Source organism: Mesorhizobium sp. M0854 (genome assembly GCF_040319815.1).
Lineage (GTDB): Bacteria > Pseudomonadota > Alphaproteobacteria > Rhizobiales > Rhizobiaceae > Mesorhizobium.
Genome location: NZ_JAMYOL010000036.1, coordinates 1 through 23,955, shown reverse-complemented (window position 1 = coordinate 23,955; position 23,955 = coordinate 1). Strand labels below are relative to the sequence as shown.

Here is a 23,955-nt window from a genome sequence, read left to right as displayed (position 1 = left end):
GTGAGCAGCGCCGCCTTGATACCGGCTTCTGGTTCCTACCATCTTTCCAACGTCCGGCTTCACGCGTCGCTGACGCCGGGGCTTGCGGCTGCCTTTGACGCCGACGGATTTGCGCTCGCGGACATTGCCGTCGCCGATGGCAAGATCTCCGGGATTACGGCGCATCGATCCAACGCACCGGCGGACGCCACCGACCTCGGCGGCCGCATCGTGCTGCCGTGCTTTGTCGACTGCCACACCCATATCGACAAGGGCCATATCTGGCCCCGAAAGCCCAACCCGGACGGCACCTTCATGGGCGCTTTGAACGCCACCGGCGCCGACCGCGCGGCGCGCTGGAGCGCCGACGACGTTGCCCGCCGCATGGATTTTTCGCTGCGCTGCGCCTACGCGCACGGCACCAGGGCGCTGCGCACGCATCTCGACAGCGTCGCGCCGCAGGAAGAGATCTCCTGGCCGGTGTTCGAGACGATGCGGGAGAAATGGCGCGGCCGCATCGAGCTGCAGGCAGCCTGCCTGCTCGGCATCGAGGGCGTGCGCGACAGGAAATGGTTCGAGAGGCTGGCCAAACGGGTGGCTGCCGCCAAGGGTGTCCTCGGCGTCGTCACCTACATGGTGCCGGATCTCGAAGAATTGCTCGACCAGGTGTTTGCGCAGGCGATCAAGCATGGCCTCGACCTCGATTTCCATGCCGACGAGACCGACGATGTCTCGGCGATCTCGCTGAAGAAAATCGCCGAAGCCGCCCTTTGGAACGGTTTTGACGGGAACATCCTGGTCGGCCATTGCTGCTCGCTGGCGCGCCAGCCCGATCTCGACGTGCTCGACACCCTGGACAAGGTCGCCAAGGCGGGCCTGGCGGTGGTGTCGCTGCCGATGTGCAATCTCTATCTGCAGGACCGGCGAGGCGACAGGACAACGCCGCGCTGGCGCGGGGTGACGCTGCTGCACGAGATGAAGGCGCGCGGCATTGCCGTCGCCGTCGCCTCCGACAATACGCGCGACCCGTTCTACGCCTATGGCGATCTCGACATGCTGGAGGTCTACCGCATGGCGACGCGCATCCTGCATCTCGACCATCCGGTCGCCGACTGGCCGCAGGCGGTGACCGCGACGCCGGCCAAGGTGATGCGGCTCGATGGTTTCGGCACGCTTGCCGCCGGAGCGCCGGCCGATTTCGTCGTCTTCAAGGGGCGGAGCTGGACGGAATTGCTGTCACGGCCCGAATCGGATCGCATCGTCGTGCGCGACGGGCATGCGATCGAGCGCCAGCTGCCCGATTATGCCGAACTCGATGATCTGATGGTGGAATGATGGATATTGCGGCGCTCAAGCGCGACCTGGACGGTTTGAAGATCGACGACCATCCGGCGATCGTCCAGCAGAAGAGCCGCGACTTCTACTGGTACAGCCCGGTGCTGAAGCAGCAGCTCGATCACGTCACCGGCGACCTGATCGTGACGCCGAAAACCGAAGACGAGGTCGTCCGCATTCTCGCCGCCTGTCACCGGCATGGCGTCCCGGTGACGCCGCGCGGCAGCGGCACTGGCAACTACGGCCAAGCGATGCCCTTGTCCGGCGGCGTCGTGCTCAATCTCGCCGAGATGAACGCCGTCAAGACGATCGCCCCCGGCCGTGTCGTCACCGGCCCCGGCGCCGTGCTCGCCGACATCGACAGAGCGACGCGGGCGCATTCCGGCCAGGAGCTCCGCATGTCGCCGTCGACCTACAACACGGCATCGATCGGCGGCTTCGTTGCCGGCGGCTCCGGCGGCATTGGTTCGATCCGCTGGGGCGGACTGCGCGACCTCGGCAACGTCATCCGGCTGAGGACCGTGACGATGGAGGCACGGCCGCGGGTCATGGAGCTCACCGGCGAGGACGTGCTGAAGGTGATGCACGCCTACGGCACCAATGGCATCATCACCGAAGTCGAGATGCCGCTGACCGTCAGCTATGACTGGATCGACGTCATCGTCGGCTTCGACGATTTCATGGATGCGGCCGGCTTCGGCAACGACCTCGCCATCCAGGACGGCATACTGGCGAAACTGATCACGCCGATCGCAGCACCGATCCCCTACGATTACTTCAAGCGCCACCAGCGGTTTTTCCGGCGCGGCCAAAGCATCGTCGTCCTGATGATCGCGCCGCATGCGATGGATGCCTTCCTCGCCTTCACGGCGCGCAGCAAGGGCGAGATCGTCTTCCGCGCCGACAAGGAGGCCGATCTCAAGGGATTGCCGCCGGCCTATGAGCTGACCTGGAACCACACGACGCTGCGTGCCATCCGGGTCGATCCGACGATCACCTACCTGCAGACCCGCTACCCGTCGCCGGACCACCTCGGCCACGTCAAGGCGATGGTCGACCGCTTCGGCGACGAGGTGCCGGCGCATCTCGAATTCATCCGCTTCGACGGCGCCATCGGCATCGCAGGGCTGCCGCTGGTCCGCTTCACCACGGCGGAGCGGCTCGACGAGATCATCCGCATCCACGAGGACAATGGCTGCTGGATCTTCAACCCGCACCGCTATACGCTGGAAGAAGGCGGCATGAAGCGCACCGACGAGGTGCAGCTCGCCTTCAAGCGCGAAACCGACCCGCAAGGGCTGCTCAATCCGGGCAAGATGATCGCCTGGGAAAACCCGGACTATGATTATCGCTCGGGCAAGTCGTTCCTGTTCAAGGGGCTGGAGAAGGCGGGTTGAGACGATGACGGGCGTGTGGCGCTGTACCCCCCTCTGGCCTGCCCTCTTTGCCACCACTTGGCATCTCCCCCGCAAGGGGGGAGATTGGCAGTTCCATCGTCTCGACCATCTTCCAACGTCGTCGAGTGGCGAACGCGATACTGACAGCCGATCTCCCCACTTGAGGGGGAGATGCCCGGCAGGGCAGAGGGGGGTGCTTGGTGCCGACTTGCGAGATGTTCTCCTGTGAACATTCTCGTCCTCTATGCTCATCCTGTGGAGACCAGCTTCAACGCCGATCTGCACCGGACGATCATCGAGCGGCTGAAGGTCGCCGGCCATGTCGTCGACGACTGCGATCTCTATGCCGAGGGTTTCGATCCCAGGCTGACGCGGGCCGAACGGATGTCCTATCACGACGAACGCAGCGACGGCGATCCGGCGTCAGCCTATGTCGAGCGCCTTCTGCGGGCCGAGGCGCTGGTGCTGTCGTTTCCGGTGTGGAACTTCGGCTATCCGGCCATTCTGAAAGGCTTTTTCGATCGCGTCTTCCTGCCCGGCGTGTCGTTCAAGCTGGTCGACGGCAAGGTGACGCCGTCACTGCACAACATCCGCAAGGTGGTCGCGGTCACGACCTATGGCGGCAGCCGGTTCCGAGCCATGCTGATGGGTGACCCGCCGCGCAAGCTGGTCAAGCGGGTGCTGCGTGCGACGATCAAGCCCGGCGGGTCGGTTTCCTACCTTGCGCATTACTCGATGAACCTGTCGACGGACGAGACGCGGACGAGGTTCATCGCGAAGGTCGCGGCCAGGATGGACGCGTTCTGACGCGGGAGGGGACTTTTCCTTCTCCCCTTGTGGGAGAAGGTGGATCGGCGCGTAGCGCCGAGCCGGATGAGGGGTGCTGGAAGAAACGCGGCGTGGGAAGATTGGGACGGGAGCGCTAAACGCTAATTCCGTTGAGGTAGCGATCCTTCCAACACCCTCATCCGACACCCCTCATCCGACCGAGCTTCGCTCGGCCACCTTCTCCCACAAGGGCAGAAGGACAAGGGTTACATCCGCACCCGTTCCGATTTTGGATCGTACATCGGCTTGAGCGAGGCCTCGGCGGCAAAGCGCTCGCCGGCGATCTCGATCTCGTAGGACGACGACAGGACATCCGCCTTGCTCTCGCCCTGGCACGGCACGTAACCAAGCCCGATCGCGCCGCCGAGATGATGGCCGTAATTGCCCGAGGTGATCGGACCGACGATCTTGCCGTCGCGCAGGATCGCCTCATTGTGGAAGAGCAGCGGCTCGGTGTCGTTCAGGCGGAACTGCACCAGCCGGCGTGACAGGCCGGTTTCTTTCTTCTTCAGCACCGCATCGCGGCCGAGGAAGTCTCCCTTGGTGGTCTTCACCGCGAAACCCAGCCCGGCCTCCAGCACATTGTCCTCGTCGGTGATGTCGTGGCCGAAATGCCTGAACGCCTTTTCGATGCGGCAGGAATCCAGTGTGTGCAGGCCGCATAGCTTCAGGCCGACGTCGGCGCCGGCTTCTTCTATCGCCTCGAAGACGTGGGCGGCCTGGTCGGTCGAGACATAAAGCTCCCAGCCGAGCTCGCCGACATAGGTGACGCGGTGGGCGCGGGCCAGGCCCATGCCGATTTCGATCTCCTGAAACGTGCCGAACGGATTGTTCCCGTTGGAGAAATCGTTGGGGCTGACCTTTTGGATCAGCTTCCTCGAATCCGGGCCCATCAGGCAAAGCACGGCTTCGGCAGCGGTCACATCGGTGATGACGACGAACTCGTCGGCAAGGTGTTTTCGCAGCCAGGCCAGGTCGCGCTGCAGCGTGGCGCCGGGCACGACGAGCAAGAAGGCTGTTTCGGATAGCCGCGAGACGGTGAGGTCGCTCTCTATGCCGCCGCGCTGGTTGAGCATCTGGGTGTAGACGATCTTGCCCGGCGCCACGTCGATGTCGTTGGCGCAGAGCCTTTGCAGGAAAGCGCAGGCGTCGCGGCCCTCGACGCGGATCTTGCCGAACGAGGTCATGTCGAACAGGCCGACGCCGTTTCGGACCGCCAGATGCTCCTCGCGCTGGTTGTCGAACCAGTTCTGCCGTTTCCAGGAATAGCGGTATTCGCGCTCCTGGCCCTCCCGCGCAAACCAGTTGGCGCGCTCCCAGCCGGCGACCTCGCCGAACACCGCGCCGCGCGCCTTCAGATGTTCGTGCAGCGGCGAACGGCGGACGTTTCGCGAGGTTGCCATCTGCCGGTACGGAAAATGATCGGCATAGAGCAGGCCGAGCGTTTCGGAGACGCGCTCCTTGAGATAGCGGCGGTTCTTCTGGAACGGCTGGGCGCGGCGGATGTCGACCTCCCAGAGGTCGAAGGGCGCCTCGCCGTCATTGATCCATTGCGCCAGCGCCATGCCGGCGCCACCGGAGGAGACGATGCCGATCGAATTGTAGCCGGTCGCCATCCAGTAGCCGGAAAGCTCCGGCGCCTCGCCGAGATAATAGCGATCGTCGGGGGTAAAACTCTCGGGGCCGTTGAAGAAGGTGTGGATGCCGGCGGTGGCCAGCATCGGCATGCGGTTGACGCCCATTTCCAGGATCGGCTCGAAATGGTCCATGTCCTGCGGCAACTGGTCGAAGCAGAAATCCTCGCTTATGCCGTTCATGCCCCAGGGCTTGGCCACCGGCTCGAAAGCGCCGAGCATCATTTTGCCGGCATCTTCCTTGTAGTAGGCGCACTCGTCCGGCACGCGCAGCACCGGCAAGCGGGAAAGCCCGGGGATCGGTTCCGTGACGAGATAGAAATGTTCGCAGGCGTGCAACGGGATGGTGACGCCGTTCTGGGCGCCAAGTTCGCGTGCCCACATGCCGGCGCAGTTGACGACGATATCGGCCTCGATCAGGCCTTGCTCGTCGCCCTGCACCCAGGAAACGCCGGTGACGCGGCCGGCCCTGGTATGCACCTTGGTCACCTTGACGTTCTCGACGATCGTCGCACCGCGCTGGCGCGCGCCCTTGGCCAACGCCATGGCGATATTGGCCGGATCGCACTGGCCGTCGAGCGGCAGGTGCACGGCGCCGACCACATCTGACACATTGAGATGCGGGTACATCTGCTTGACTTCACTAGGCGAAATCTCGCGCACATCGACATCGAAGGCGCGGGCGAGAGACGCCTGCCGATAGATCTCGTGCTTGCGCTCCTCGGTAAGCGCCACCGTGATCGAGCCGACCTGGCGCATGCCGGTGCCGACATCGGTCTCGGCCTCCAGCTTGACGTAGAGGTCGGCCGAGTATTTCGCCAGCCGCGTCATGTTCTGCGAGCCGCGCAGCTGGCCGATCAGGCCGGCGGCGTGCCATGTCGTGCCCGACGTCAGCTGCTTGCGCTCGAGCAGCACGATATCGGTCCAGCCGAGCTTGGCCAGATGATAGGCGACCGAGCAGCCGGAGACGCCGCCACCGATGATGACCGCCCTCGCTTTGGGAGGAATGACCTTGGTCGGAATGGTTTTGGTGGGCGAGGCGTTCATGCGGCCTCGCGACCATAGCTGGAGGCAAAGCGGCGCAGGCGCGTGGCAGCCTCCATCAGTACCGGCTCAGGCTGGCAGAGGCTGAAGCGGATGTGGCCGGCGGCGGCCTCGCCGAAGCTCGAGCCGGGCATGACGCCGACATTTTCCTGGTCGAGGAAGGCCCAGGCGAATTTTTCGTCGTCCGGCTCGATCGCCGATATGTCGAGCATGACGTACATGCCGCCTTCGGAGCCGCGCACGGTGATGTTGTTCATACCGCGCATGGCATCGAGGACGACGGTGCGCCTCGCGGCGTAGCGCTCGGCGATTTCCTTGACGCCGTAGCCATTTTCGAGCGCCTCGGCGCAGGCGAGGCTGATGAAGGCCGGCAGGCCGTAGGTCATCACCAGATTGAGGTCGGTCAGCAGCGAGACCATCGGTTCCGGCCCGGTCAGCCAGCCCATGCGCCAGCCGGTCATGCCGTGGCTCTTGGACATCGAATTGATGACCAGCGTGCGTTCCGCCATGCCGGGCAGCGAGCGTGGTGAGACGTGCTCGCCGCCGCCCAGCGTCCAGTAGACCTCGTCCGACAGCAGCCAGAGGTCATGTTCGCGGCAGATCTGCGCCAGCTCTTCCAGGCGCTCGCGCGAATAGACGGCGCCCGTGGGATTGTTCGGCGTGTTGATCAGGATGGCGCGGGTGTTCGGCCGAAGGGCGGCGCGAATGTCGGCGGCGCGCGGCTGAAAGCCATCCTCGGCGGGGGTCTCGACGACGCTGAACTCGGCGCCCGCCGCACTGAAGGTGTTGGGATAGGTGGCGTAATAGGGCGCGACGACGATGGCATGGTCGCCCTGGTCGAGAACCGCTTGAATGGCCGCGTAAAGCGCGGCCTGCCCGCCCGGAGTGGCGATGACCTGGTTGGGGCTGGTCGCAACCCCGGTGCACCGCGTCGAGGCCGCCGCCATCGCCTTGCGCAGGCGCGGAACGCCGGCAAGCGGGGTGTAGTGGTGATTGCTGGCGCGAACCGCCGTCACGCAGGCTTCGATCGTCTCGCTCGGCGTGTCGAAATCATGGTCGCCGACCGACAGCATGATGATGTCCTCGCCGGCCTGCTTGCGCGCCCAGGCAGCGGAATGAACCTCCCAGCCATCCTTGCCCGAAGGCACGATGCCGGAAATGCGCGATGATGGCCTGGGCATTATGCTGCTCCCGAAATTTCATAACCGGCCTGTTCGAGCCGGTCGCGCAGCGCGGCGATGTGGGCCGGTCCGACTTCGCAGCAGCCGCCGACGATGCCGGCGCCGGCCTCGACCCAATCGACCGCCTGGCCGGCATAGGCATCCGGATCGAGGTCGTGGCGGGCGTGCAGCACTTCCACCGTACCGCCATGCTTGAGCGCCTCAATCGAGGTGAAGCCGTTGGCATAAGCGCCGACCGGACCGCCGAGAGCGATCAGTTCGGGCAGCGCTGCAGCGATCGCTTCGGGCCGGCAGCAATTGATCAGCCGGGCCGCGACGGGCAGGCCGGCAAGAGCGCCCGACGCCGCCGCAATGGCTTCGCCGCTGCGCAGGCGCGGCGTGCCGTGGTCGGCAAGCGTCCACGAAACCCATACGGGCTTGCCGCTTTCCGACGCCGCGGTGACGGCGGCGCGCGCCTCTTCGGCCGACGCCATGGTTTCGCACAGAAACAGATCGACGCCGTCCGCCTGCTCGGCAACGATACGGCGATAGATGTCGAGCGTATCCTGGAAGGATATCGTCAGCGCCGGCGCATAGCTGCCGAACAGCGGCGACAGGCAGCCGGCAATCGCCGCGTCGCCGGCCTGGTCGCGGGCTTGCCTTGCCAGTTCGATGCCGCGCTTCTGCAGCGGCTTGAACAGCTCTTCCGCGCCTTCGCGTGCCAGCCGCTCCGGCGTGGCCGAATAGGTGTTGATGGTGACGACGCGGGCGCCGGCGCGGATGAATTCCGCATGCAGGTCGCGCACCAGATCCGGTTCGTCGATCAGCACCCTGGCCGACCACAGCGGCGTCGGCTCGGAACTGCTGCGGCGGACCAGCTCCTGGCCCATGCCACCATCGGTAAGGATAACAGTCTTCATGCTCTGAGCCTCTCGTTCTTTGGATCCCATAACGGCTCATCCCTCTGCACGACCGCCCGAAAACGTTCGCCGAAGATCTCGACCTCGACCGCGGTTCCCGGCTCGGTGAGGTCGGCGCGCAGCATGCCGAGCGCGATCGACTTGTCGATGCGATGACCCCAACCGCCGGATGTCGTCTCGCCGACGATCCGGCCGTCATGCCACAGCGTCGACATGTAGGGCGCATCGCAGTCGCCGGGGTTTTCGACGACCAGCGTGACGAAGCGCCTCTTGATGCCCTGCTGCTTCTCGTTCTGCAGCGCCGCCTTGCCGCGGAAGTCGGGCTTATCCCATCTGACGAAGCGCTCCAGCCCGCCCTGCAGGATCGAATAGTCGGTCGACAGGTCGCCCTTCCAGGTGCGGTAACCTTTTTCGAGCCGCAGCGAATCCAGCGCGTACATGCCGAACGGTTTCAGGCTGTGCTTCTGGCCAGCTGCCCAGAGGGCGTCGAAGATGGCTGCGGTATCGTCGACCTTGCTGTGGACTTCCCAGCCGAGCTCGCCCGCGAAGGATACGCGCACCAGCTTTGCCCAACGTCCGGCGATACTGGTTTCCTGATGCGTCAGCCAGGGCAGGGTGAGGTCGGCCGCGCAGAGTTCGGCGAGGATTTTTCGCGAGTTGGGGCCGGCGAGGATCTGGGTGGAGTATTCCTCCGTCCGGTCGACCAGCTTGAAAGTGGCGTCCTTCGGGATGCGCGATTTCAGCCATTCGAAATCATGCCACTGAGCCACCGCGGCGGTGATCAGCGTCATCAGGTTCTCGTCGTGGCGGACCACCGACATTTCGGTGACGATGCGGCCCTTGTCGTCGGCAAAATAGACGAGGCCGATGCGGCCGGGTTTCGGCACCAGGCCTGTCACCTGGAGGCTCAGCCATTCGGCGGCACCCGGACCATCGAGATTGAAACGGGAAAACCCCGGCAGGTCCAGAATGCCGGCGGCATCGCGCACGGCGAGGCATTCCTCGCGCACACGATGCTGCCACGGCCCGTCGCGGCGGAAGGTCAGCGTGGATTGTTCGGAGATGTCGTCGCCTGGCTTCGCATACCAGGTGGCGCGTTCCCAGCCATTATAGGCGTCGAACCGGGCGCCGAGTGCCTTGATGCGGTCGTGGAGCGGCGACAGCTTGCGGTCGCGCCCGGCCGGCCAGGCATGGCGCGGGAACTGGATGGCATATTCGTTGCCATAGATCTCCATGCCCTTGGCGACGCAATAATCCGGGGCCGAGGCAAAGGCGGTGAAACGGCGCGGATCGCACGACCACATGTCCCATTCGGTCTGGCCCTCGGTCACCCATTCGGCCAGCACCTTGCCGGCGCCGCCGCCCTGGGCGATGCCGAAGGTGAAGACGCAGGCCTCGAAGGCGTTGGGCACGCCGGGCATCGGGCCGATCAGCGGGTTGCCGTCCGGCGCATAGGGGATCGGCCCGTTGATGACCTTGGACAGGCCGGCGGTGCCGAGGATCGGCACGCGGGCGACAGCATCGGCCAGGTAATGTTCCAGCCGGTCGAGATCGTCGGGAAACAGCTGGAACGAAAAGTCGTCGGGCATTGGGTCGTTGTGGCCGACCCAGTGGGCGCGGCAATTGCGCTCATAGGGGCCGAGATTCATGCCGTTCTTTTCCTGGCGCAGATAATAGGACGTATCGACGTCGCGCAGCAGCGGCAGCTTCTTGCCCTGCTCCTTCGACCATGCGGCCAGTTCGGGGATTTCCTCAAACAGGATGTATTGATGGCTCATCACCATCATCGGCACCTCGCGGCCGAACATCCTGCCGACCTCGGCGGCGCGGTAGCCGGCGGCGTTGACGACGATCTCGCAGCGGATCTCGCCTTGCGTTGTCTCGACCACCCACTCGTCGTTGTCACGGCGCACGCCGGTGACCGGACAGAAGCGGATGATCTTCGCGCCCATGTCACGCGCGCCCTTGGCCAGTGCCTGGGTCAATTGCGCTGGATCGATATCGCCATCATTCGGATCGTAGAGCGCGCCTTTCAGCTCATGCGTCTCGATGAAGGGGTAACGGCGCTTGATCTCGTCGAGCCCGACCACGTCGATATCCATGCCCTGGTAACGGCCCATGCCCTTGGCGCGCTGGAATTCCTGCATGCGCTCCGCGCTATGGGCTAGCCTGAGCGAGCCGGTGACGTGGTAGTTCATGGGATAGCCGACCTCGTCGGCCAGCCGGCGATAGAGCTCGGTCGAATATCGCTGCATGTTCATCAGCGACCATGACGAGGAGAAAGTCGGCACGTTGCCGGCGGCATGCCAGGTCGAGCCGGAAGTCAGCTCGTTCTTCTCCAGAAGCACGCAGTCGGTCCAGCCCGCCTTGGCGAGATGGTAGAGCGAGGAGGCGCCGATGGCACCGCCTCCGATGATCACAACGCGTGCCGTGGTCGGCAAACCGGCCATGTTCTTCTCCGACTATTTGTTTTGATGCATGTCGTTGTCCCAAAACCGCCACGCACTTTGGGCGACATGCATTCGTTCAATAGACAGGCGGCGAAACCACCCAGATGACGACAGCCGGCTCGGCTCCAGGATTGCGCCAGCGGAACGGCTTGCCGTCGAAGCGGAAGGAGTCGCCTTCGCCAAGCCGGTGCCAGACGCCGGCAATTTCGATGTCGAAACTGCCCGAAGCGACGTAGCCGGCTTCCTCGGTCGGCCGGCGCGCCTCGGCCTTCATCTCGGCACCCGGGGCGAAGACCGAACGCAGCATCTCGAAGCTACCGCCGAGATCGGGCGACAGAAGCTCCTCCACCAGGCCGGAATCGCTTGTGCCAAGCGTGCGCCGGTTGCCGGCGCGCACGACCACGCCGCGCTCGGTCTCGACAGGTACGTCATGGCTGAAGAACAGGCTGACCGGCACGCCGAACAATTCGGCGAAGGCCCTGAGATCGCCGAGCGACGGGACCGACAGACCGCGCTCGACCTGGCTGACCCAGCCGACGGAACGGCCGAGCTTCAGTGCGATTTCGGCAAGCGTCAGGCCGCGCGCCTTGCGCAACGCGCGAATGTCGCCGGCCAGCAGCCGTTCGCCGCTGTCCTGTTCCGATCTGGCGGCGGTTGAGGGCAAAGCCATCCCTGTCTTGGTGAAAAAATCCCAGCAAATTTCATTTGATGGCGGGTTCATGAAAAAATCAAGAGGATTTTCACGAAATCACAAGATTTACTTGCGCCATTTTGACGGTTCGGGCAAAGGCTCGGCGCACGAGCGGCGAGTGGGGCGTCCGGTCGAGGCGGGTAGGCTATCGGGCGTTCAAAAAGACGCGCAAGGATGCTCCATCACTTCTAGTCGGCGCATGATCCTTCCGGAAAATCGGGTTCGGGATCATACGCAAAAGGACGGCCCATGCTGGAAAACAACTCCCGGATTGCGGCGGCGATCGTCGATGACGCGATCACCTCGCGGCGGTCGGTACGCGCCTTCTTGCCCGATATGGTCGACGACGAGACCATCCGCGATATTCTCGCCGTTTCCGCGCGCGCGCCCTCAGGCACCAATATGCAACCCTGGAAGGTCTATGTGACCAAGGGCGAGGTCAAGCAGCGCATCACCGACGCCATCCTCAGCTCGGGCATCCGCGCCGAAAAGGCCGAGTGGGACGAGTACCGCTACTATCCCGACCAGTTCTTCGAACCCTATCTGACGCGACGGCGCGCCAACGGCTTCGGCCTCTACGGCGTGCTCGGCATCGGCCGGCGCGAGGTCGACAGGATGCGTGCGCAGCACGACCGCAACTTCGTCTTCTTCGACGCGCCGGTCGGCATGATCTTCACCGTCGACCGGCGGCTGAACAAGGGGTCGTGGATCGACTACGGCATGTTCCTGCAAAACATCATGGTCGCCGCGCGGGGCAGGGGCCTGCACACTTGTCCGCAAGCCGCCTTCGCGCCCTATCACCGGCAGATCAGGCCGGTGCTCAACATTCCCGACGAGGAGATCGTCGTCTGCGGCATGGCGCTCGGCCATGAGGATACGTCCAAGCCCGAAAATGCCTTCCGCACCGACCGCGCGCCGCTGGAAGAGTGGGTGACGTTCGCGGAGTGACGTGAAGCGCCGTCCGGCTCTACTGCACTTCGTAGCCGACTTCCTCGCTCGCATGGCAGAGCGCTTTCCAGAACGAGCGGGCAAACGAGCGGAACACATAGATGTCGAACTGATCGGCGCCGGTGCGCTGGATCTGCGCGAAGATGTCGTGATGCATGGTCGAGCGGCCGGCGCCGATCGGGAAGGCCGGCAGCGCGAAGTCGATGGCGAAGAATTTCGCCAGCACCCACTCGGCCTTCGGCCCGGCGATACGGATCGCGGTGCGGCCGTGCGAAAGGTCGGTCACCGTACCGATGGCCGAAGTGACGACACTGGCAAAGGCCGGCGCCAATCCCTCGGCTTCATCGACCACAGTGAACTTTCCCGGCGCAAAGCCGAACACCGACCTGGCGCCGTTCGTCACACCGCCACCGGCGCCGTCGGGCAAAGCCAGGCCGGTGACCGCATGGATGCCGGCCATCAACGTCTTCTCCTCGCCGGGCCAGGCGGCGAGCTGCAGGATCGAACCCGGCCTGGTTTCGGAGAGGATGATTTCGACACCATGCTCGAAATTGCCATGCGAGCCCGGATGCAGCACCGGCTCAAGCGGTGATTGGCGTTCAACCATGCATGCGGCTCCCGTCCGGATCGAAGAAATGGTTGGAGACGATCTCGACCGGCCCGAACCGGTTGCGCAACGGATCGGAAACGTAGGCACGCGAGCCGCGCCGCGCCTTGCCGCCCTTGACCAGGGCAAGCGCGATATATTTGCCGAGCGCCGGCGAATAGCAGCAGGCGGTGATGTGGCCAAGCGAGCCGTGTGGATTGGCTTCGTCAAGCTCCTCCACGATATGTGCGCCCCCATTGAGCGGCTGGTTGTCGAGCGAAACAATACCGACGAGTTCCAGGCGGTCGGGTGCGATCAGCCCCTCGCGATCCATCATCGCCGAGCCGATGAACGACTTCTTCTTCGACAGCATCCAGTCGAGATGCAGGTCGCGTGCCGTGGTACGGCCGTCGATCTCGGCACCGGTGACGTGGCCTTTCTCGATGCGCATGGTGCCCAGCGCCTCCAGCCCGTAGGTCACCAGCCCGAACGGCTTGCCGGCTTCGATCAGCGCCTCCCAAACATGGGTGCCGTAGCCGGCGCCGGAATAGACCTCGAAGGCCATTTCGCCGGAGAAGGACAGCCGGCAGATCATCACCGGCACGCCGGCGATTTCGCCGTGGACGATGCCCATGAAGGGCAGGGCGGCATTGTCGACGGCGGTGCCGCTGACGCAAGCAGCCAGTATCTGCCTTGCCTTCGGCCCACCGATGGCGGCACCGGCCCATTGGTCGGTGACCGAGGCGACGTGGACTTTCAGCTCCGGCCAGATCACGTCGAGGAAATATTCCAGATGCTGCATCACCTTGCCGGCATTGGCGGTGGTGGTGGTCATCAGGAAATCCTGCTCGCCGAGCCGCCATGTGGTGCCGTCGTCAAAGGCGAGACCGTCCTCGCGCAGCATCAGCCCATAACGCGCCTTGCCGACGGCCAGCGTCGAAAACACGTTGGTGTAGACGCGGTCGAGGAATTCCGCCGCGTCGGGGCCTTGCACCGCGATCTTGCCCAGTGTCGAGACATCGACGATGCCGGCGCTCTCGCGCGTGGCTCTCGCTTCGCGCACATAGGCCTGCTCGATCGTCTCGCCGGGATGGCCGTAGATCATCGGCCGATACCACAGGCCGGCCGAATACATGGTGGCGCCGTTGGCGACGTGCCAGTCATGCATCGGCGTCAGCCGCTCGGGCTTCAGATCGCCGAAGCGTTCGGCGGCTAGCGAGCCGATCGACACCGCCGAAAAGGGCGGGCGAAAGCGCGTCGTGCCGACCTCTGGGATCGGCTTGCCGAGCGCCTCGGCCATGATGGCGAGGCCGGGTATGTTGGAGCTCTTGCCCTGGTCGGTTGCCATGCCGAGCGTGGTGTAGCGCTTCAGATGCTCGACCGAGACGAAGCCTTCGCGATGCGCCAGCCGCACGTCATCCGCCGTCACGTCATGCTGGAAGTCGACGAAACTCTTTCCCTTGGCCTTGATCTCGAGCACCGGCGCCGGATCGGGATCGCCAGGTGCTGCCTCGACGGCAGGCAAGGCCGCCGGCGTGGCGGTTGCGCCCGCTGCGGAAAGGCCGGCGGCGCGGCCTTCGGCGATCGCCTCGGCGGTGGAGAAACTGCCGGTGAAGGCGCCGGCGCCGATCCATTGCCGCGTCGTCGGCTTGGGCGGCAGGAACGCTTGCAATGCTTCGTTCCATTCCGCTCTCGCGCCGGCCTGGCTGGCCAGATGAATGGTCGGCGACCATCCGCCCGACATCAGCAGGCAATCGGCGTGGATGCTGCGCGCTTCGCCGGAAAGCGCGCCGTTGACCATGTCGAAGCGCTGCACCTTGAAGCCGGAAAGCGCCTTGCCGCCCTCGGTGGCGATTACCGCGTGGCCAGAAAGGATCTCGGCCTCCGCTTCGCCGGCCAGCTTGCGCATTTCGCTCGAAAGTTCTGGGCGCACGTCGACGATGGCGACGACGACGGCGCCGGCCTTCTTCAGCGCAAACGCGGAGCGATAGGCGCTGTCATTGTTGGTGAACAGCGCGACCCTGTCGCCCGGCAGCACGCCATATTCATTGGCAAAACGCTCGGCAGCATGCGCCAGCATCACGCCTGGCCGATCGTTGCCCGGAAAGACCAGCGGACGCTCCAGGGAGCCGGTGGCCAGCACCACCGACTTGGCGCGGATCGTCCAATAGCGATGGCGCGGCTCGCCCTTGCCGGCCTTTTCCTTGTGGTCGGTGACACGTTCGAGCGCGGCAAGCGTGTTGCCGTCATAATAACCCCAGACAGTAGTGCGCGGCAAAAGGCGGATATTGTCACGGCCTTCAAGCTGACCGGCGGCGCGCGCTGCCCAGTCGGCGGCCGGCATGCCATCGATCGTCTCGCGCGACCAATTGGCCGAGCCGCCGAAATGCGGCTCGAGCTCGGCCAGGATGACGCGTGCACCCTGATCGGCAGCCGCCCTGGCGGCCATCAGCCCCGCCGGGCCGGAGCCGACCACCAGCACATCGCAAAACGCGTTCATGCGTTCGTAGCGCGCCGTATCGGGAGCCGTGCCTGCCTTGCCCAGGCCGGCGGCACGGCGGATGAAATGCTCACAGAACATCCAGAAGCGAGTGCCCTTCAGCGGACCGATCACCGGTCCCATGAAGGTTTTGTAGTAGAAGCCGGCCGACAAAAGCTTGCCGCCGAGCTGGTTCACGGCACTGACGTCCCAGGCAAGCGAAAGGAAGCGGTTCTGGCTGACTGCGGCCAGCCCGTCATAAATTTCGACCATTGTGGCGGGGATGTTCGGCTCGCGAACCTCGCCCCTCAACACTGTGACCAGCGCGTTCGGTTCCTCGACGCCGGCGGTCAGCACGCCGCGCGGGCGGTGATATTTGAACGAACGCCCAAACAGGGTGACGCCGTTGGCCAGCAGCGCCGAAGCCAGCGTGTCGCCGGCATGGCCGGTATAAGGCGCGCCGTCGAAGGTGAAACGGATGGTCCGCAGCCGGTCGATGCGCCCCCCGGCCTCTGTACGGCGCGGGCTCATGGCTTGTCCTCGGCCCGGTGCCGCGCAACCGAGTTGTGGTCGCCGCGCGCGAACGCGGTGCTGGAGATCTCGTGCGTCAGCGTATTGCGCACGACCCTGAGATGGGCGCGGCAGCCGCCGGAATGCTGCCAGATCTCATTGTGGTCGCCGGCTGGATTAAGCCGGTCGTAGACATAGGCGTTCCAGGCGTCGAGGTTCTGCGAGGCGGGCTGTGGGCGCTGGCGATTGCCGTCGCCCTGATAGGTGAATTCGATCACGTCGCGCGGGCCGCAATAGGGGCAGGTGATGAGCATGGATCTCTTAAACTTCTCGTTTGACCATGATCTTGTCCGAAAACCGGTTTCCACTTTTCGGGATCATGGCCTAATGCAGCCGGGGCGTGGCGCCCTGGCCCTTGTCGTCGATCACCATGCCACGGTAAAAGCGGTCGAGCGTGAAGGCCGCGTTGAGACCGTGCGGCTCGTCCTTGGCGATGGTCCAGGCAAAGCACCAGCCGGAAGCCGGCGTCGCCTTGAAGCCGCCATAGCACCAGCCGCAGTTGAGATACATGCCCGGCAGCGGACCGGTGGTGATGATTGGCGAGCCGTCCATCGACATGTCGCAGACGCCGCCCCATGAGCGCAGCATGCGGACACGGGCCAGCCCAGGGAACAGCGCCAGCATCTCGCTCATCACCTCATCGACGATCGGCAGGCTGCCGCGTTGGGCGTAGCTGTTGTAGCCGTCGAGATCGCCGCCATAGACAAGCCCGCCCTTGTCAGATTGCGACATATAAAAATGGCCCATGCCGAAGGTCAGGACCGTATCGATGAACGGCTTTAGCGATTCCGTGACGAAGGCCTGCAGCACGTGGCTCTCGATCGGCATCGTCTCGATGCCGGCAAGCCGCATGACCCGCCCGGTGCTGCCGGCAACCGCGACCGCTACCTTTTTTGCGCGGATTTCGCCGCGCGTTGTCGTGACGCCGGTGATGCGGTCGCCGTCGCGCAGGAAGCCGGTGACCTCGCAATTTTCGATGATGTCGACGCCGCGGCGATCTGCGCCGCGCGCATAGCCCCAGGCGACGGCGTCGTGGCGGGCGGTGCCGGCGCGCCGCTGCATCAGGCCACCGACGATCGGGAAACGCGCGGTGGCGGAGACGTCGAGCGCCGGCACCAGGCGCGCGATTTCGGCCGTGGTCATCAGTTCGGCGTCAACGCCGAGATGGCGCATGGCGTTTCCGCGCCGGGCATAGTCGTCGAACTGAGCAGGTGTGTGGGCGAGGTTCAGGCAGCCGCGCTGCGAGAACATGACGTTGTAGTTGAGGTCATGGGCCAGGTTCTCCCACAGCTTCATCGAATGCTCGTAAAAGCGCGTGTTGGCCGGCAGGAGATAGTTGGAACGGACCGCCGTGGTGTTGCGGCCGACATTGCCGGAACCGAGCCAGCCCTTCTCCAGCACCGCGACATTGGTGATGCCGTGCTCCTTGGCTAGGTAGTAGGCGGTCGACAGGCCATGGCCGCCGCCGCCGATGACGATCACGTCGTAGGACGCCTTCGGGTCGGGCTTGCGCCAGGCCGGCCTCCAGTCCTTGTTTCCGGTCAGCGCGTTCTTGAGAAGCGAAAAGGCCGAATATTCCGCCATTCTTATTGTCATCCATTTCAGGCTTTACGGCAGAGAATAGAGCAGGCTGCAAACGCAAAGCCAAGATTGCGCCATCGCTTTTCGACTCCCCGACTTCGATTGGATTTGGCCGACTTCGATTGGATTGGCCGACTTCGATTGGCGGGACTTCGAAAAACGAGACGCCTGGGATGACTTGCCCCGTGATATGAGCCTCTTTATCAAGGACGTGCTTCAAAACTGCCGATGCCGCCCGCGAGTCGCCAGAAAAATCATGTTCTTTCGTTTATTCCGCCTGGTTCTTGATTCTTGCGCTTGTTGTCTCGGCGCCGCCGTCGCTCGTTGCTATGGCGCAGGCACTCGGGCAGGGCGCCGCCGGGTTGATCGCCGACCAGCAGAAGGTCATCCAGAGTCTGACGGCCAAAACCGACGGTCTCGAGAAGAAGATACAGCAGGACGGCCAAGACGATGCCACCCTCGTGGAAATCCGTCTGCAATTGGAGGATCTGTCGCGGGCGGCGCTCACCAGCGCGCTGGCGTTCCGCTCGCGTCTCGGCGATATCAACGATCGGATTGAGATGCTGGGACCTCCGCCGGCCGCGGGCCAGCCGGCCGAGCCAGACATCGTAACCGGTGAACGCCAGGCCTTGGCTTCCGAAAAAGCCGAGATCAACGCCGTTATTGCCAGCGCGCAGAACCTGTCGATCCGCATCAGTGGGCTGATCGAGAAGATCGGCAACATGCGCAGCGAGCTGTTCCGCAATGTGCTTACCAAACGCTACGTGCTGTCCGATGCGCTTAGCCCCGAAGTCTTTTCCGACGCCAACGCTGAGTTTTCCGGCTTCTATAAGGCGGTGTCGTCCTGGCTGAGCTTCGCCTTCAAGTTCAAGTTCCAGGCCATTCTTGCCGCGACTTTGATGGCGCTCGCATTCGCTGCAGTGCTTTTTATCGGCGGTCGACGCCTGTTCGGCCGCGTCTTCGAAGCGGATCCCTCCGTCGAGGACCCCTCCTATCTCAGCCGCCTGTCGGTGGCGTTCTGGTCGACGTTGCTGCCGACGCTGGCGGTCGGCGCCTTCCTTGTCTCGACGATCTTCTTCTTCGATTATTACAATGTTTTACGCGGTGACATCGGCATCTTCCTGAATTCGCTGGTTGCCGTTATCGCGGTGGTGTTCTGCGTCAACCGCCTGACCAACGCAGCGCTCGAGCCCCGACTGCCGAACTGGCGTTTGATCCCGGTCGAAACCGGCCCGGCGCGCTGGCTGGTGCGGCTGACGACCGCCATGGCTGTCGTCATCGGCAGCAACAACTTCCTGTCTGTCGTCAACGACAAGATGGGCTCGCCACTGTCGCTGACCATCGCCAGAAGCTTCATCGCCACCATTGTCGTCGGCATCATCCTGATCCTTATGGGCCTGCTGAAGCCGTTCAAGGCCCCCGACGGAAGCTGGCGCCCGTGGCCGGCGTGGCTGCGCTACACCGCCGTCGCGCTAGGCCTATTCACCATCGCATCGGCACTGCTTGGCTATATCGGCCTTGCAATTTTCGTCTCGCTGCAGGTCGTGGTCACCGGCACCATCCTGGTCACCGCCTATATCGGCTTCCTGTCGGCGCGAGCGATCGGCGAGGAAGGCGGTTTCGCCAAAACTTCGATCGGGCGCTGGCTAGCGGCCAATTCAAGCTACGAAGAGACCGCCCTCGACCAGCTCGGGCTTGTCGTCAGCGCCGCCATCAACATCATGATTGTGCTGGTGTTCCTGCCGCTGATCCTGTTGATGTGGGGCTTCCAGCCCGGCGACATCCAGGCCTGGGCCTACAAGCTGGCGACCGGCCTCACCATCGGCTCGGTGACGATCTCGGTCACCGGCATTCTCACCGGCGTCGTCGTCTTCATCATTGGCTATTTCCTGACGCGCTGGTTCCAGGGCTGGCTCGACGGCTCGGTGATGGCGCGCGGCCGGGTTGACACCGGCGTGCGCAATTCGATCCGGCTGGCGGTCGGTTATGCCGGTGTCGCGGTCGCGGCACTGGTCGGCATCTCGGCGGCCGGTATCGACCTCTCCAATCTCGCGCTGGTCGCCGGCGCCTTGTCCCTCGGCATCGGTTTCGGCTTGCAGAATGTCGTCTCGAATTTCGTGTCGGGCCTGATCCTGTTGGCCGAGCGGCCGTTCAAGGTCGGCGACTGGATCGTCGCCGGCGACATCAGCGGCACGGTCAAGAAGATCAGCGTGCGCGCCACCGAGATCGAGACGTTCCAACGGCAATCGGTGATCCTGCCCAATTCAAACCTGATCAACAATGCGGTCGGCAACTGGACGCACCGCAACAAGCTCGGCCGCGTCGACATCAAGGTCGGCGTTGCCTATGGCAGCGACGTCAAGCACGTGCATGGCGTTCTGTTGGAGATCGCACGCAGCCATCCGCTGGTGCTGAAGAACCCGGAACCCTTTGTGCTGTTTTCCAATTTCGGCCCGGCCGCGCTCGAATTCGAGATCCGCGTATTCCTGGCAGACGTTCTTAGTGGCAATATCGTCCAGAACGACATCCGCTTTTCCATCTTCGATGTGTTCGCCGACCAGCATATCGAAATTCCGTCGACACCGCGCGCCGTCGTCGAGATCAAAAAGCACGAGGCGTGGCCGATCGACGACGACAAGATCGAAGTCGAATTCGCCGAGCGGGAACAAGCAAAAGCCCTAGCGGCGGTCGAGGCGAAACGTCTCGCCAAGTCGGGACGCAAGGTACGGAAGCCCGATCCTGACTAGCTGATTGGAGCTTGCCTTCAAGCCTTCGGAAACCAATTGCGGCATGAATGCGGCATTCAGTTGCCGTTCAGCTTGCATTGCATATAAGCTCACCTGCAAACGGCGAGAATGCCTTGCGAAATGCAACAGAGGCGGTGGCAACACCGATACTGCAAAATGTGGAAGTCTCTCGTCGCCGCCGTCGCTTTTCTGGCCGTGGGCGGCTCGGCCCATGCCGCCAGCGCGGTTAACAAGGACGCCGAGACCCGCACGCTGATCGTGACGGAAGGCGGCGGCAAGACCGAGCTGGCGCTGGCCGCTGGCGAAACCGTGGAATTTTGCCCGAGCGGCTGTTTTGTTACCTTGCCGAATGGCGACCTCGAGGCGCTGACCGGTTCGGAGACGATCGAGATCTCGGGCGGCGTCGCGCGCATCAAGTAAAGTCGACGCCATGATTTTTGAAGGCCGGGCAAACACCCGGCCTTTTATTTGCTTCCGGTAATCGGCGATGAAGGTATGCATTTTTCTTCGAAGCTGCGCAGGACGGGCTCTAGCAGCGTCTTCGTACCGAGCAGGGCGAAGGCGTAGGTCTAACTGCATTCGACGGGCTGGTGGCGCGGGCTTTTTTGGCGATGTCGCAAACAGGCTGCAAGCGCGGCGCCGCGCCGCCCTATAGTCTGCTCGCAATAGCATCTTGGAGTCGCGGGCAATGGCAGGGTTTCCGGAAAAGGCGAAGGTCGTCATCGTCGGGCTGGGCGGCATCGTCGGCGCATCGGTCGCCCATCACCTGATCGAGCGCGGATGGGACGATATTGTCGGCATCGACAAATCGGGCATCCCGACGGATATCGGCTCGACGGCGCACGCTTCCGACTTCTGCTACACGACCAGCCATGATTTCCTGTCGTGCTGGACGACGCTCTATTCCATCGATTTCTACGAAAAAATGGGTCACTACGCGCGCATCGGCGGCCTCGAGGTCGCCCGCGTCGGCGACGACGCCCGCATGGCGGAGATCAAGCGCAAGATCGCCTCGGCGAAGGCCTTCGGCACACGCGCCCGCCTGATCGATCCCGCCGAGATCAAGGAAAAATTCCCGCTGATCGAAGAACAGATGGTACAGGGCGGCCTGTGGGATCCCGACGCCGGCCTCGTCATCCCGCGCTCGCAGACCGTCGCCGGCAAGCTTGTCGATCAGGCGGAAGCTTCCGGCAAACTCAGGGCGTTTGCCAATACGTCGGCCAGGTCGCTCGTCATCGAGAACGGCCGCATCAAGGGCGTGGTGACCGACCGCGGCACCATCGAGGCCGACTATGTCGTGGTCTGCACCGGCATCTGGGGACGGCTGATCGCGGAAATGGCGGGCGAGGACCTGCCGGTCATGCCGATCGACCATCCGCTTACCTTCTTCGGGCCGTACACCGAGTTCGCCGGCACCGGCAAGGAGATCGGCTGGCCGCTGCTGCGCGACCAGGGCAACTCGGCTTACATGCGCGATACTGGCGACCCCAAGACCGCCGAAGGCGGGCAGATCGAATGGGGTTATTACGAAGAGACCAATCCGCGCCTTTGCCATCCGCGCGATATTCTCGAGAAAAACGAGGCGCGGCTTTCGCCGTCGCAACGCGATCTCGACATGGAGCAGATCCTGGCGCCGCTCGAGCGCGCCATGGAACTGACGCCGATCCTGGGCGAGCTGGGCTACAATGAGAGCCATTCCTTCAACGGCCTATTGCAGGTGACGGCGGACGGCGGCCCCTCGATGGGCGAAAGCCAGAAGGTCAGGGGCCTCTGGTATGCGGTGGCGATTTGGGTCAAGGACGGCCCCGGCATGGGCAAGGTCATCGCCGACTGGATGACGGACGGCCGCACGGCGATCGACCACCACGCCATCGACTATTCGCGTTTCTATCCGCACCAGACGAAAGAACAGTTCATCTGGGATCGCTGCACCGAAACCGCGATGAAGGTCTACAACCCGGCGGTCCATCCGCGCGAGCCCTTCTCCAAGGCTCGCAATGTCCGCCGCTCGCCCTTCTGGGAGCGCGAGAAGGAACTCGGCGGCTATTTCATGGAGCTCGGCGGCTGGGAGCGCGCCCATGGCTACGCCGCCAACGAGCATCTGCTCGAGAAATACGGCAACCGGGTGCCGGTGCGCCAAAACGAATGGGATAACCGCCACTTCTGGCGCGTCTCGAACGCCGAGCATCTCGCGATGAGCGAGGATTGCGGCATCGTCAACCTGTCGCATTTCGCCATGTACGACGTGGAAGGCCCGGACCATGTCGCGCTGATGGAATGGCTGTGCGCGGCAAAGATCGGCGGTGACGGCAATATCGGCAAGGGCATCTATACCCATTTCCTCGACGAGGAAGGCATGGTGCGCGCCGACCTGACCGTCATCCGCATGGCCGGCCGCTGCCGCGTCATCGACGGCGCCGATGCCGGGCCGCGCGACTTCCAGTATATGCGCCGGACGGCAGAGGACAAAGGCTTCGACGTTAGCGTCACCGATGTGACCGAGAGATATGTGACCGTCGGCATCTGGGGTCCGAACGCGCGGGCGACATTGAGCAAGTGCGTGGAAAACCCCGACGGGCTGACGCCGGAGAATTTTCCCTTTGCCGCGATCAAGCCCGTCAGGATCGCCGGCAAGGACGTGACCGCCTTCCGCATCTCCTATGTCGGCGAGCAAGGCTGGGAACTGCACATGCGCTACGAGGACGGTCTGGCTGTCTGGGACGCGCTGCGGTCGACCGGCGTGATGGCCTTTGGCGTCGAGACCTATGCCAACAGCCGCCGCATGGAGAAGAGCCTGCGCCTGCAGAATGCGGACCTGTTGACCGAATACAATCTGCTGGAAGCCGACCTTGCCCGTCCGAAAGTCAAGGAGGCCGATTTCTGCGGCAAGGCAAAGCATCTGGAATATCGCGCCCGGGTGCATCAGCCGGCCATGCTTTGCACGCTTATCATGACGGACAATACCGATTCCAATGGCGTTCCCCGCTATCCGGTCGGCACGATGCCGGTGATGGACCCGCAAACCGGTGAGACGCTCGTCGACGAGCTCGGCCGCCGCTCCTTCACGACTTCGGTGGCCTATGGTCCGACCCTCGGCAAGAACATCGCGCTCGCCTACCTGCCCTGGGCGTATTGCCAGGAGGGCCGCAAGCTGAGCGTCGAATATTTCGGCGAGAAGTACCCGGTCGAAGTGGCCGCCGTCGGTTACAGGCCGCTCTACGACCCGGAGAACGTCAATCCGCGCAGCTAAACGTTGCTTGCCTGCCGATTCTCCACACAGGCAAGCCGAGCAGTGCCAGCAGGACCTGAATGCAGAAGCCCGATTCATCGTCGGGCTTTTCGCTTTGTGGAGCGATGATTCTCGCATACCGTCGCGCTGCGATTGGGGGGTGCCTTTGCGGCGGATCGGCTGGGACAGAAAAAACGATACGCTTGTGTTTCAGCTGAAGTTGTGTGCGTCAAGTTCTGCAAAAATGGCGTGGCATTGCGGTGACGTTGGCGTGTCCGCCGCGCAGCCCCCGTGTTTAGCGGAGCGGCGGACACATGACGGTGCTCAGGCGGCCAAGGCCCTCAGGCTCTCCTTCTTGTGCTCGCGCAGATGATCCA

The 23,955-nt window shown here is 63.8% G+C and carries 15 protein-coding genes and 1 pseudogene; 7 read left to right on the top strand and 9 right to left on the bottom strand.

Annotated elements, in window-relative coordinates; all coding sequences use genetic code 11:
• Window positions 1-15 precede the first annotated feature (15 nt).
• From NKH99_RS29250 to NKH99_RS29240, 3 genes are all read left to right on the top strand, one after another.
• Window positions 16-1,314: a cytosine deaminase gene (locus NKH99_RS29250; RefSeq protein ID WP_352539761.1), complete on the top strand. Its 1,299-nt coding sequence runs from the start codon at window positions 16-18 to the stop codon at window positions 1,312-1,314.
• Entirely contained in the window at window positions 1,311-2,711 is a 1,401-nt protein-coding gene (locus NKH99_RS29245) for an FAD-binding oxidoreductase (protein ID WP_502900121.1), read from the top strand. Before NKH99_RS29250 ends, NKH99_RS29245 begins: the two co-directional genes overlap by 4 nt.
• A gap of 225 nt (window positions 2,712-2,936) precedes the next feature.
• On the top strand, window positions 2,937-3,518 hold the full coding sequence (locus NKH99_RS29240; RefSeq protein WP_353017246.1) for an NAD(P)H-dependent oxidoreductase: 582 nt from the start codon (window positions 2,937-2,939) through the stop codon (window positions 3,516-3,518).
• A gap of 227 nt (window positions 3,519-3,745) precedes the next feature.
• On the opposite strand, the gene NKH99_RS29235 is transcribed toward NKH99_RS29240, so the two are convergent.
• The 5 genes from NKH99_RS29235 to NKH99_RS29215 all read right to left on the bottom strand — a co-directional run bounded on the left by NKH99_RS29235 (window position 3,746) and on the right by NKH99_RS29215 (window position 11,417).
• Window positions 3,746-6,220: a GcvT family protein gene (locus NKH99_RS29235; RefSeq protein ID WP_353017244.1), complete on the bottom strand. Its 2,475-nt coding sequence runs from the start codon at window positions 6,218-6,220 to the stop codon at window positions 3,746-3,748.
• On the bottom strand, window positions 6,217-7,398 hold the full coding sequence (locus NKH99_RS29230) for a pyridoxal phosphate-dependent aminotransferase (RefSeq protein WP_353017242.1): 1,182 nt from the start codon (window positions 7,396-7,398) through the stop codon (window positions 6,217-6,219). The genes NKH99_RS29235 and NKH99_RS29230 overlap by 4 nt, the downstream gene beginning before the upstream one ends.
• The gene (locus NKH99_RS29225) at window positions 7,398-8,297 is read right to left on the bottom strand and encodes a homocysteine S-methyltransferase family protein (RefSeq protein WP_353017240.1); all 900 of its coding nucleotides are present in this window, start codon (window positions 8,295-8,297) and stop codon (window positions 7,398-7,400) included. The genes NKH99_RS29230 and NKH99_RS29225 overlap by 1 nt, the downstream gene beginning before the upstream one ends.
• Window positions 8,294-10,747: a GcvT family protein gene (locus NKH99_RS29220; protein ID WP_353017238.1), complete on the bottom strand. Its 2,454-nt coding sequence runs from the start codon at window positions 10,745-10,747 to the stop codon at window positions 8,294-8,296. Before NKH99_RS29220 ends, NKH99_RS29225 begins: the two co-directional genes overlap by 4 nt.
• A gap of 76 nt (window positions 10,748-10,823) precedes the next feature.
• Window positions 10,824-11,417 (bottom strand): helix-turn-helix domain-containing protein, encoded by a 594-nt coding sequence (locus tag NKH99_RS29215; protein ID WP_352766935.1) that lies wholly within the window; start codon window positions 11,415-11,417, stop codon window positions 10,824-10,826.
• Window positions 11,418-11,687: 270 nt separating this feature from the next.
• Between NKH99_RS29215 and NKH99_RS29210 the strand changes: the two genes are divergently transcribed.
• Window positions 11,688-12,386, top strand: a complete 699-nt coding sequence (locus NKH99_RS29210; RefSeq protein ID WP_352500967.1) for a nitroreductase — start codon at window positions 11,688-11,690, stop codon at window positions 12,384-12,386.
• A gap of 19 nt (window positions 12,387-12,405) precedes the next feature.
• Here the strand turns inward: NKH99_RS29210 and NKH99_RS29205 are convergent, their stop codons facing one another.
• The 4 genes from NKH99_RS29205 to NKH99_RS29190 all read right to left on the bottom strand — a co-directional run bounded on the left by NKH99_RS29205 (window position 12,406) and on the right by NKH99_RS29190 (window position 17,605).
• Entirely contained in the window at window positions 12,406-12,993 is a 588-nt protein-coding gene (locus tag NKH99_RS29205; protein WP_352786982.1) for a sarcosine oxidase subunit gamma, read from the bottom strand.
• Complete coding sequence (locus NKH99_RS29200; RefSeq protein ID WP_353017235.1) at window positions 12,986-15,982, bottom strand: sarcosine oxidase subunit alpha; 2,997 nt, start codon at window positions 15,980-15,982, stop codon at window positions 12,986-12,988. The genes NKH99_RS29205 and NKH99_RS29200 overlap by 8 nt, the downstream gene beginning before the upstream one ends.
• Entirely contained in the window at window positions 15,979-16,275 is a 297-nt protein-coding gene (locus NKH99_RS29195; RefSeq protein ID WP_023676536.1) for a sarcosine oxidase subunit delta, read from the bottom strand. The genes NKH99_RS29200 and NKH99_RS29195 overlap by 4 nt, the downstream gene beginning before the upstream one ends.
• Window positions 16,276-16,345: 70 nt before the next feature.
• Window positions 16,346-17,605, bottom strand: coding sequence for a sarcosine oxidase subunit beta (locus NKH99_RS29190; protein ID WP_353017233.1), 1,260 nt, complete (start codon window positions 17,603-17,605; stop codon window positions 16,346-16,348).
• Between the two features lie 253 nt (window positions 17,606-17,858).
• Here NKH99_RS29190 and NKH99_RS29185 point away from each other — a divergent pair.
• The 3 genes and pseudogenes from NKH99_RS29185 (at window position 17,859) to NKH99_RS29175 (ending at window position 23,599) form a co-directional block, all read left to right on the top strand.
• Window positions 17,859-20,349, top strand: a pseudogene (locus NKH99_RS29185) (mechanosensitive ion channel family protein).
• Window positions 20,350-20,505: 156 nt separating this feature from the next.
• Window positions 20,506-20,769 carry a hypothetical protein gene (locus NKH99_RS29180; RefSeq protein WP_352452117.1) on the top strand — a complete coding sequence of 88 codons (264 nt, stop codon included), beginning with the start codon at window positions 20,506-20,508 and terminating at the stop codon, window positions 20,767-20,769.
• 268 nt (window positions 20,770-21,037) lie between these two features.
• On the top strand, window positions 21,038-23,599 hold the full coding sequence (locus NKH99_RS29175; RefSeq protein WP_353017231.1) for a GcvT family protein: 2,562 nt from the start codon (window positions 21,038-21,040) through the stop codon (window positions 23,597-23,599).
• Window positions 23,600-23,955: the final 356 nt, after the last annotated feature.